Annotated in this window: 11 protein-coding genes and 2 pseudogenes; 7 read left to right on the top strand and 6 right to left on the bottom strand. The window is 55.2% G+C overall.

Going from position 1 to position 10110, the window contains the following annotated elements; genetic code table 11:
• Positions 1 to 74: 74 nt before the first annotated feature.
• On the top strand, positions 75 to 1454 hold the full coding sequence (locus AB4Z20_RS13570; protein WP_442090084.1) for an XAC2610-related protein: 1380 nt from the start codon (positions 75 to 77) through the stop codon (positions 1452 to 1454).
• Positions 1455 to 1483: 29 nt separating this feature from the next.
• Here the strand turns inward: AB4Z20_RS13570 and AB4Z20_RS13575 are convergent.
• Positions 1484 to 1579, bottom strand: a pseudogene (locus AB4Z20_RS13575) (DNA-binding protein); the annotation flags it as partial.
• A 19-nt stretch (positions 1580 to 1598) separates the two neighbouring features.
• On the opposite strand from AB4Z20_RS13575, the pseudogene AB4Z20_RS13580 reads away from it, so the two are divergent.
• Together AB4Z20_RS13580 and AB4Z20_RS13585 are read left to right on the top strand one after the other, a co-directional pair.
• A pseudogene (locus tag AB4Z20_RS13580) lies at positions 1599 to 1742 on the top strand (hypothetical protein); the annotation flags it as partial.
• Between the two features lie 25 nt (positions 1743 to 1767).
• On the top strand, positions 1768 to 2775 hold the full coding sequence (locus AB4Z20_RS13585) for an NAD(P)-dependent oxidoreductase (RefSeq protein ID WP_253474922.1): 1008 nt from the start codon (positions 1768 to 1770) through the stop codon (positions 2773 to 2775).
• A gap of 144 nt (positions 2776 to 2919) precedes the next feature.
• Here AB4Z20_RS13585 and AB4Z20_RS13590 read toward each other — a convergent pair whose 3' ends face one another.
• Entirely contained in the window at positions 2920 to 3444 is a 525-nt protein-coding gene (locus AB4Z20_RS13590) for a hypothetical protein (protein WP_442090085.1), read from the bottom strand.
• Between the two features lie 247 nt (positions 3445 to 3691).
• Between AB4Z20_RS13590 and AB4Z20_RS13595 the strand changes: the two genes are divergently transcribed.
• Together AB4Z20_RS13595 and AB4Z20_RS13600 are read left to right on the top strand one after the other, a co-directional pair.
• On the top strand, positions 3692 to 4180 hold the full coding sequence (locus AB4Z20_RS13595) for an AAA family ATPase (RefSeq protein ID WP_442090086.1): 489 nt from the start codon (positions 3692 to 3694) through the stop codon (positions 4178 to 4180).
• Positions 4173 to 4598, top strand: a complete 426-nt coding sequence (locus AB4Z20_RS13600; RefSeq protein ID WP_214510389.1) for a MarR family winged helix-turn-helix transcriptional regulator — start codon at positions 4173 to 4175, stop codon at positions 4596 to 4598. Before AB4Z20_RS13595 ends, AB4Z20_RS13600 begins: the two co-directional genes overlap by 8 nt.
• Here the strand turns inward: AB4Z20_RS13600 and AB4Z20_RS13605 are convergent.
• Positions 4595 to 4855: a hypothetical protein gene (locus AB4Z20_RS13605; protein WP_442090087.1), complete on the bottom strand. Its 261-nt coding sequence runs from the start codon at positions 4853 to 4855 to the stop codon at positions 4595 to 4597. The genes AB4Z20_RS13600 and AB4Z20_RS13605 overlap by 4 nt on opposite strands.
• A gap of 421 nt (positions 4856 to 5276) precedes the next feature.
• On the opposite strand from AB4Z20_RS13605, the gene AB4Z20_RS13610 reads away from it, so the two are divergent.
• Positions 5277 to 5624 (top strand): hypothetical protein, encoded by a 348-nt coding sequence (locus AB4Z20_RS13610; RefSeq protein ID WP_442090088.1) that lies wholly within the window; start codon positions 5277 to 5279, stop codon positions 5622 to 5624.
• A gap of 150 nt (positions 5625 to 5774) precedes the next feature.
• Here the strand turns inward: AB4Z20_RS13610 and AB4Z20_RS13615 are convergent, their stop codons facing one another.
• From AB4Z20_RS13615 to AB4Z20_RS13625, 3 genes are all read right to left on the bottom strand, one after another.
• Entirely contained in the window at positions 5775 to 6662 is an 888-nt protein-coding gene (locus AB4Z20_RS13615; protein WP_442090089.1) for a helix-turn-helix domain-containing protein, read from the bottom strand.
• Between the two features lie 208 nt (positions 6663 to 6870).
• A complete protein-coding gene (locus AB4Z20_RS13620) occupies positions 6871 to 7158 on the bottom strand; it encodes a putative quinol monooxygenase (protein WP_442090090.1) in 288 nt (95 codons plus the stop codon).
• Positions 7159 to 7609: 451 nt separating this feature from the next.
• Positions 7610 to 8518, bottom strand: a complete 909-nt coding sequence (locus tag AB4Z20_RS13625; protein WP_442090091.1) for a hypothetical protein — start codon at positions 8516 to 8518, stop codon at positions 7610 to 7612.
• Between the two features lie 819 nt (positions 8519 to 9337).
• Here AB4Z20_RS13625 and AB4Z20_RS13630 point away from each other — a divergent pair.
• Positions 9338 to 10060, top strand: coding sequence for a response regulator (locus AB4Z20_RS13630; RefSeq protein ID WP_442090092.1), 723 nt, complete (start codon positions 9338 to 9340; stop codon positions 10058 to 10060).
• Positions 10061 to 10110: the final 50 nt, after the last annotated feature.

Raw genomic sequence — 10110 nt, forward strand, 5'->3', positions numbered from 1 at the left:
CAACAGTCGTTCCTCGCGATGCATCACGGTAATCGCTAAACTGCTGGCCCGAATTTCAGCAAGGAAGTGGGTGGATGCGTTCGCTCGTCAGCAGTGTGCTTTTTTCCATGACGCTGGCAACCCCGGTCATGGCCGAGCCAAGGGCGTTTTCGGTGAATGATCGCAGCGGCCAATACCTGGTTGAAGTGTTGTTCCCGGAGCCGCCGGAAGACCCGCATCAACTGGCGCACGCGTTCATCACCATTCGCGACAACGCCACCCACGAAACCCTGCAGCAATTGCAGACAGCCGCCGGCAATGTGCCCGTGGACCGCAACGGCAAGGTCGATAACTGGCTGCTCGGCCCCCAGAGCCTGTTGTACTTCGACGACTTCAACTTCGATGGCCGCCTGGACTTGGCGATTCGTAACGGCAACGATCCCGACGCGAGCTACAAACCGGCGTTCGACGTCTACCTGCAAGACCCGCAGAAAACCCAATGGGTCCTCAACCCCGCGTTGACGGGCCTGGCAAAGGAGGATAGCAAAGGCATGTTCGCCGTCAGCCCGCTGGACGGCGTCCTGCTTTCGCAAACCGACCGCGACTGCTGCTGGACGCGCGCCACCCACTGGAAAATGCGCGGCGACGAGTTGGTCCTGCTTTACTCGGACACCGAGGAACAGATCCAGCCGACCGAGCCAGGCGAAAATACCAGCATGCCCAGCGGCTACACGCTACGCACGACCGGCGAATTGAAAGATGGCCAGTGGCGCGAACAATCACGCCTGGAAGGTCCGGAAAAGGAGGATCCAGTGATTCTTGCCGGAACCCTCGACGCCAAGACCCCGGTAGAACTCTGGTACCAGGCGCAAGGCGCAGTGATCATTGGCGAGGTGCGCTATACCCAGGCTGGCAACGGAGAAGCGATCAAGCTGTTGGGGACTCGTGAGGACGATGACGACGTTGTCAGCCTCCATGAATATGCCGGCGATGGTCGTCAAACGGGTACCTGGAGGATCTCCCGGGAAAACGTCGAACCCTACAATCACACCGGCACCTGGTTTAGAGGCACTCAGGGCGACGACCGCAAGTTGGCGATCCTGCTGCACGATGAAGAACGGGAGTTGGATGGCGACAACATCGACGACGTCGACGCTGACCAGCGCAGCGGCCATTACCAGATGCGCCAGGATGCCCTGGGACGGGACGCGGACCTGGACTTGAAGATCCTGCCGGACCGCGACGCCAACGGAAAAGAAGTCGCCGAATTCACTGTGACCACGAAGGACAGCGTGACCGAGCATCACATCGTGCCGATGGACACCGAAAACCTGATCATCGTGCGCGAGCCGCAAGCCTTGGAGAAGAACGGTCCGTATCACATTCAATTGGTGAAAGGCTTCGCGGTCGTTGGCTACAACGCGGTACCGGATTCACAGGATGGGCTGGCCGGGGTGTATTTGAAGCAGCGTTGAGCCTCCAGGCCTGATCGAATCCAAACCGCCTAATCCGAGCTATGCACGACGACTAGCAACTCTGCCTGCTCGTCAGAAACGGTGCGCAGGCGGTGAGATTTCTGTGCGTTGAAATGGAGGGCGTCGCTGGCGCGTTATAAAAGTGAACTCTTCCCGCAAGCACCCTATCCGAACTGGACGGCAATCGGTGTCAACTGGCTCGCGGGGTTCGACTTCGAGATCAAGGTCATCGCTCGAGTTCCCGGCCAAGTATCACCCGGTTGGAGTTTGACGCTCCGGATAGGCTGAAACCCGGAAACAAGGAGAACACACGATGTCACTTGATCCTATCTTGTTAATGGGCGGTTCTGGCGCTATTGGTCATCACACCGCCCGGGCGCTGCGCGCCGCCCATCCCGACGTACCACTATTGATCGGTGGTCGCGATCTTGCCAAGGCTCAGCGGGCCGCCGAGCAAATGGGCGGGGCGCAGGGCGTGGTGATTGATTCCGCCGCAGATGACCTGGGCCTCGGCGATCGCTCGGTCAGCGGTGTTGCAGTCTTTTATATGGATCACGCCCTTACCGGATTGCGTTTTGCGCAGAAGCGCGCAGTGCCGCACCTCAGCATTTCCTCTGGCGTTTTCGAGATTGCGCCAGAAATCGCGACGTACATGCACACGCCTGACGCCTCGCCGATTGTTCTCGGTTATGAATGGATGGCAGGTGCGACGACAGTGTCGACGCTAAGCATTGCCCGGGCATTCGGCCGGGTCCACGACATCCGTATCAGTGCGCTGGTCGATGAGCAGGACACCGGTGGCCCTACCGTCGCCACCGACTTCGAGCACCTGAACAGAATGCTGCCCGCCGCGCTGACACGACGTGACGGTGTGTTCGTCTGGCGCGAAGGGGACGACTCCAAGGCAATATTCCGCGCGGTGGATGGCACGCAAATCGAAGCTTCCGGCTTCTCGTCCATCGATGTCGTCGGCCTGGCGGCTGCGACGGGTGCACCCAATGTCCAGTTCAACCTGGCCACCGCGGTTAGCTCAACCCGACGTCTGGGGAGGCCGATGTCTACCGAGATCATCATCGAACTCGTTGGCGAGGACCTGAAGGGCGAACCGCTACGCACGCGTCATGCCGTCGTGCACCCCGCAGGCGCTGCACCTCTGACTGGCCTCAGCGTCGCAATGATTCTTGAACGGTTGCTAGGGTTGGATGGTCAGCCACCAACGGCGCCAGGGCTTTATTTCCCATATCAACTGTTGGATGCCGCCGCGTATCTGGAGCGTCTGAAGGAGGAGGGCGGTGAGTTGCGCCAGTTGCAGGAGTCATGAGCGATCAATCGCAAGTCAGGCCGCCTGAGGTGACGGCCTGACTGTCCTGAATCAATTGTTATCCAAAAACAACAGAACACCTGATGTTGCGTACCCACGGCAGCAGGCTACCCGTCACTAACAATATGCAGGCCAAGATTTCTGTCAGGGGTAGACCTGTTTCTTGGTGTCCCGGTCAAGCACATAGGAAGTCACGCTGATCTGCATTTGCTCGCTCCCAGAGACGCCTATCATCGCTGTCGACGATGACCAGGTAGCCAGATAATGCTTGCCGGCTTCCAACTTGAGGTCCGGGGCACCGAAGCCGCACTTGCCTCCACCCGTACCCAGCTTATTCATCGAGACCCAGCACCATTCCAAAGAGTGCGAGCCTGGCGTCAGCCGAATGGCTTGGTAACCGAAGTAATCCAGAATTGAATACTTTCCTGCATAAGGTAACGGCTGGCCATCAACTCGGACTGCGAGGAGCAGGCGATGGAACGGTATACCGAGATCCCGATATTGCAGCGTCTCGAAGTAGATCACCGGGGCATCGGCTGCTCCATCGGACAAGTCCAAGACCCGGAGGGCAGGATCATCTAAATTGCCGACAAAAGATTTGTACTGGTAGTTAGAGCAAGCGGATAGCAGCAGTAGGGCCGCAGCAGCTCCCAATAGGCGAAAGGTCATCGAATCCTTCCTGGAGGTGACATCAGAGGGCGCAGTTTAAATGCATCCGACTGCCGAGAGGTACCCTACGGGCTATAGCTTTCCGGCCCAAACCTCAGGTTTGCGTGCTGCCCAAGGCAAAGCTCGCTCCAACGCTTAGTGATCCCGGCTCGCGTGTTTGGGCGGCTTCGGCCGTTCGTCGAACATGGGTTGCGGCAACCTTATTTCTTGATACTGTAGCATTCAAGTATCTAGAAAGTAGACGAGCATGCAATCAGTCCATATGGTTTTTGGCCCTCTTGGGGCCGGGAAGTCGACGTTCGCCAGGCAGTTAAATACCAAAGTGACCGGCGTACGCTTCTCCATCGATGAATGGATGCACGGGCTTTATGGCCCGGATCTGCCGACGCCTATGGGCCTGGCGTGGATTTCGGCGCGCGTACAACGTTGCGAAGCCCTGATGTGGGAGATGTCTCTACAGGTTCTGGAAGCGGGGCGCGACGTAGTGCTTGATCAAGGCTTCATGACTGAAGCTGATCGCACACGTATTCGTCTGTTGGCCGGTAAAGCCGGATACCCAGTGTCCAGCTATTTCATCGACGCAGTACCTCAACTGCGGCGTGAGCGGGTCATGCGTAGGAATACCGATAAAGGCGAGACCTACGCCTTCGAGGTGACGGGAATCATGTTTGATTTCATGGAGTCCCGATTTGAACGTCCTTCCTCACAAGAATTGGAGCAATGCTGCAATGTCTGACAACGAATCTACCGCACCTGTCGCGAACGGCTCGACGCTTGATCGCTGTATACGCTTCTCCCGCGCATACACCTCAGCGGCTCGGCGAGTTGATGCCAAGCTCTCTGCTGTGCACGGCCTGAGCTTCAGTGACTTCATGATCCTGTACCACTTGAAACATGCGCACAACTCTCGACTGCGCCGAGCTGATCTGGCTGACAGCATGGGGCTGACAGCATCGGCGGTCACCAAGTCCCTGCTGCCGCTTGAAAAGATAGGGTTGGTGTCTCGACAAAGTGATCCACGGGATGCGCGTGTAGGTTACGCCTGCCTCACGCCAGCAGGCGATCAGGTTTTTGCCGACGCGAAGGTCTCGGCGGAGTTCGCTTGCCAAGAGGTTTATGAGGCGATGGTTGGGGAGTGGAGTAAGTCTGGTTAAAAAAAGATCGGGTCGAGCGCGCGAAGCCTCAATAATTGGTAGGTGCGGGAGAAGCCGTCAAAGGTTACGCGTACGGTGATGTCATCGGCGGTTGACTCCAGCGGCCGGACGATATCGTCGTTCGCTTCGGCCGTGCCACGCCCCAGCAGCGTGTCTCCACACGATACTTCGGAGTAGCGCGCCAGGCCTTGTCCGGCGAGTGCATAAGGACGAAACAGGACGATGCCGTCACCGCCAGGGGCCGATCTGGCATTCATACTGTTCGTTCCTTCCTTGTTTGTCGCATGGTGGCTGCGTGTAGGAAGTCGCGCCGATTCAGCAGGCGATTTACACCTTAGTACGTTATGTGGGTTGTGGGTTGTGGGAGCGTGGAGAAACTTGGATTGGGGGAAAAAGAATGCAAGGTCATGCCAGTGCGTATGCCAAAGCTATGCGACCGTTGGCTGAAGAATATCGGGGACTTCACAGTACGGTATTCAGAGGATGAGCTTGGCTTCAAATCCAGCCATCGATGGGGGCCGTGGGAATATCTATAAGTACACATAATGTATATTATGTTAAACAATGTGTTTATGAGCCTCGCAAGGCGCTGATTCGACAAACCCGCTTCTGACGTCCGCTCTCTCAACGGGTCATGTGCTCGTGTTCATGGCGAGTCCTTGAATGAGGTGGCTGCCGATGAAGCTGATTCAGTGCCGTTACTCATCTGGCCAGCGTGTACCGTTGCTCGTGCAGACCGGAGCGGCACATCTGCACGCAATCCAGGCTTTCTACACCTATGCCGAAACTCGAGGTCTGGATATCGATGAGACCATCTTGTCCTGCCATTTTTACGCGATTCTGGCTTTATTGGGCGGCTACGCCATTTGGCTTCAAAGCAGTCGTCAAACCGACAACCTGGTCGCCCGAATCGGCAAAGCTGTAACGGTACTTTTTCCGCAGATCGATCGCGTCCCCGTGACCAGTACCTGCGGTGGCCTTTTGGTAGCGGTCTTTTGGCCTTCAAGCCACGGCATGTGCTTCTGAATGAATGTTGAGGGAATAAGTGGACATTCCATGCTGACAGAGCAACGACATGATCATTGACACGGAGCCGGATCGTAGCCTTCATAAAATCATTCAGGATCATCTGCGGGTGGCCGCCCTCCTCTTTTGCAGCCTTTGAGCCTTGTCGCACTACAGTTCTGCCGCGAAGGTCTTGGCTTTCTTCGGCGTGACACCGTACCGTTGCTTGTAAACCTTGATGAAGTGGGAGGTATTTTCATATCCCACCTCCGCAGCTGCGTCGGTGACGGAATAATTTTTTGCCGTCAACAGCTGATGCGCGATGTCGACTTTTTTTTCGATGATCCAGCGGTTCGGGGTGGTGTTGTAGCTGCGCCTGAAGTCGCGGATAAAGGTCGATACGCTGCGTCCCGTCAGCAGCGCATAGTCTTCAATCTTCAGCTTGTGCGAATAGTACTGCTCCATGAAATCGGTGATGAGGCGGCGTTTGCGGCTGCCGCCGCAGGACAACTCGCGCAGGAAACGGAAGGACTTGTCCTGGATGGCGATCAGATGCAGTAGTTCGAGCAGTTTCAATTCCAGCAGCGCGTCGGAGCCCTCCGCGCCTTTGTAGACATAATTCAGCGAATCGATATAGCGCTGAATCTGTTCATTGGCGTGCAGGGTATAAGTGCCGTGTACTTTTTCCTGCGGGCTGTCCGTGTTCGAATTGCCTGTGCCGGGCGCTCGCGACAGGTATTTGGCGATCAGCTTGTCGTCGAAAAACAGCAGCACCGCCTCGAAGATATCTTTGCCAGTGACGTAGTCCGATACCGTATAAATACCTTTGGAGAGGAAAATCAAATGATTCTCGTCGACTACATTGGCCATGGCGTCATAGTCGCGAATAATCTGCTTGCCCTGCTTGATGTAGACGATCAACGGCGTGGCGATATAGATCGCCTTGTTTTCCAGGTTCGTTTCAAGCGTTTTATGGAGGATGGACGAGCTACCGTCAGCGAGGATAGGCTTTACGTTGCGCATCGAATAAAGCGCCGCCGGTACTACTTCGAGTGTCATTGCTATGGCTTCTCAACAAATTGGCCGCCCTATTTGGACAAGACGGTATCCAGTAGCGCGACACGCTGCTGCCCAAGCGAGTAGAACGTTCGGGACGGAATAGGACATCCAGGAAAATAGCAGAAAATAAGTAACAGCAGTAGCGCGTGTATGTCCGAGATGGCGCAGCCGGACTCGGCACACGCGCCCTGCCGCTGACGTTACGGCATCAAACTTCGCTGAAGTAGCCGCTGACTGGCGCACTGCTCAGATGCTCGACGATGACCTTCCACTGACCGCTCGAGATCATCTGGTCGACGTGGGTGCCGTGTATTTCACGCGAATCCCAGGCTTCCACCAGCGTGAACGCGAGCGGATCTTCCAAATGGTTGAGGATCTTGACCGTTTGACAACCGTCCACCTTCGGCAGATTGATCTTCACGTCGTTCATGATGTTCTTGAACGATTGCAGTTTTTCTTCTTTAACATTAAAGCTGATGATGAGATTGACAGACATATTACTTCTCCAGTTGGGTTTTAATACAAGAAACATCGTCGATTGCAGGAGCCGCAGATTGACTTTTCCTTTGCCATAATGCGCAGCTAGCGAAAAACCCTCTTTCGTTAGAGTTCATTACATAAAGTTTTTTGTGTCGATTCGATATGACGCAAAAAGTTCGCTATGAAAGCAACTACTATATATATAGCTAAAAAATGAAAATGATTAAAAATTATTAAAAGTGCACGATTCCAGTCATTCTTGCGTTTTTTTTGCGTGACGGCCGATGGCGTGTGGCGCCTGCGGGAACGGGGAGTCAGGCGTGGTAAAAAAACGGCCTATCTTTGGTTACGAGAGGGACGGACGCTTACGCCCAGCGGACGGGTTTCGAAAAAACAGCGCCCGGATGCTAGCTCCGGGCGCTGTCGTGAAGGGTTACGCTATGCAGGCATTAAGCGCTTTTGTATTTTTAATATTTGTCGGAGCGAACCCATTTGCCCAGATCTACGTTCCTCCAGCCGGGTGCGACTGCACTGGATAGTGCCCCTGAGCCCGTCCGTGATTTATCGATGGTTCCTATGTCGGAAAACGAAACCGTGTCGCGTTGACCTTCATAGACAGTGCTTCTCAGCACGAACGTTCCGCTCTTCTCATCGATGCTTTCCAGTATGCCTTGTACGGCCAGTGGATTCCCGTTTCCGGTAGTTTTCACGCGCCAGACGAGCAGATACCGGTTGAGTGATTGTTTGAGTTGGGCCGCCACTTGAACACGGGTGACATACTCATTGACATAAGCATCACACGCTTGCTTCACAGGGTTGGTGATATTTCTGATCTGCCGCTCCCTGTCATAGTATTCCTGATAGGAGTCTCCACTAGGCCCTTCGGAGGAGTAGATGACGTTTTGGCTTTCGAGGTGATGCTCGATGTCGGCCGAGGCCATTTCGGCGGCGGCAGCATCGGCAATGGCGTCGATGCCGTTCTTACCGGGTGCAGCCTTGGCTGCGTCATCGGTTACGGATTTGATGGCGTCGTTGATGAGGTTGTTGTCAGCATCTAGGGCCCCTTGGCGGGCGGTATAAGCTGCCTCGTAGGCGCTGTAGGCAGCTTCAAGAGTTTTGTTATCTGCGCTCGCTTGAGCGGCCTCGAGTACCTTGAGGGCTTTGTCGTAGGCGACTATCGGCGCCCCCAGGTCGAGGGCGACAGTAAACACCCCCCAGACCAGTGCATACACCTGGGCATCCCGCAGCGCCCGCACCACATCAGGGTCAGTAGCAGCGTCCTTTTTTTCTGTGATGATAGCGAGGCGATTTTTTACCGCGTCGTAGGTTTTGCAGTCGCGAATACTTGAGAGCAACGCGTCCAGTTCTGTAGCCATAAAACGGACTCCTTGTCCGATCAAATTGGAAAAGCGCTGGCACTTCTATTTGCCAGCCTGTCCATGTATAGGCCACCTTTTGAGAGGCTGCCACTGTCAGTTTGTTATTTTTTTACAACGACTTACAGATGGTTGGCCGGTAGATGGATCCGAAAGTGGACTTCGAAAATGGCACAGCGAACAGCCTAGGTTCTGCCACCGTCCGCGCGGCACGGGGGATCTACGAAGTAGATTTTCTTCTCCCAGACAAACGCTGAACATGAGCAAGATGTTTCGCAGACGCTTACAAGCTCGTCGCACGGGGGATGAAGGTGTGGAATCGCGTAAACCTGCTTACACTCATGCAGCGTCCGCAGGCTGCCAACCAGGCTGTTGTTACGGCATTGTCCAAACAAAATAGGGTGTCCAACATCTTGCAGCCTTTGCCCTCCAACGCGCATCCTTTGGTCATGCGAGCGGCCAATACCGGCGTCAGAGCTGTCACCGGGTGCCGCGAGCAAAGCACCGAGGTGCGTCCTGAGTACGCTCATTCACTAGTAGTGAGTAAAAGCACGGCATTGCTCGGACAAGAAAATTAGCAGTCGACGGACGACGAAACGTTTTGATCTTAGGGAAAGGATGACCCGATGCATGACCACTTGTGGCAGATATTCAGTCGCAGTTTTGGACGATCGAAGAAGGCTTCAAAAGCAGCACCGTTGCTAAATTTACCCACAGTTGCTGAGGCTGAAATCAGCAGTCCGCCGTCGGTCAAATTGCAATTGGCCGGATGGGGCAATTTTCTATCAGCGCCAACAGCACGATGGCAGGGGTAGAAAAATGGCCTTTTTGTTGGTAGACGATCAGCCCATCATCACCTATGCCTTGAGTGAACTGCTTAAGGGCGCATTTCCCGATGCAACCCACATCGACGCGGCTGCCGATAGTCTGACAATGCTCAAATGTTTGACGAGCAAGCATTACGACTTTCTCATTCTGGATCTGAATATGCCTGGCGCCGGACAAAGTATCGCCATGCTACGGGCTGCGCTGAGTGAGGCGCCGCATCTCGGCGTGGTGGTCTTCTCGGGGAACAAGTCACCCTGCCTGGCGCTCGCTGCACTGGAACAAGGCGCTTGTGCTTACGTCTGCAAATCCAGCGGACATCGTATGATCATTGAGGCCATCCAAGCGCTCAAAGCTGGGAAGGCTTTTTGCGATCCGGCGATCGACCTTGGCAGCGCCCACAAGCATCCCTGGTATTCACTCAGCGACCTCGAGTGGCATGTCCTACTGTCGCTGGCCCGTGGCGAATGCTTGCACCTGGTAGCTAAACGCCAGAGCCGCGACTACAAGACCATCGCCGCTCACAAATACAACGCGCTGAATAAACTCGGACTGAGGACCGGCGTCGAGCTGGCGAATTATCTCGCTACGCAGGGATTGGGCTATCTACTCAACGATATGACGGTCGACTGCACGGATCCAAGCGGCGTAAAACGGCCATTACAGAACGTTTCTACGGCCAGTCGCAGGTGTTTCCACCCGTCACAGGAGCAGTAGCGCTGCAGCTGTTTTTCTGCGCTTGGTGTGAAGCGCGATCGTCCCGGAAC

The sequence above is a fragment of the Pseudomonas sp. KB_12 genome (genome assembly GCF_052114545.1).
In the GTDB taxonomy this organism is placed as follows: domain Bacteria; phylum Pseudomonadota; class Gammaproteobacteria; order Pseudomonadales; family Pseudomonadaceae; genus Aquipseudomonas; species Aquipseudomonas brassicacearum.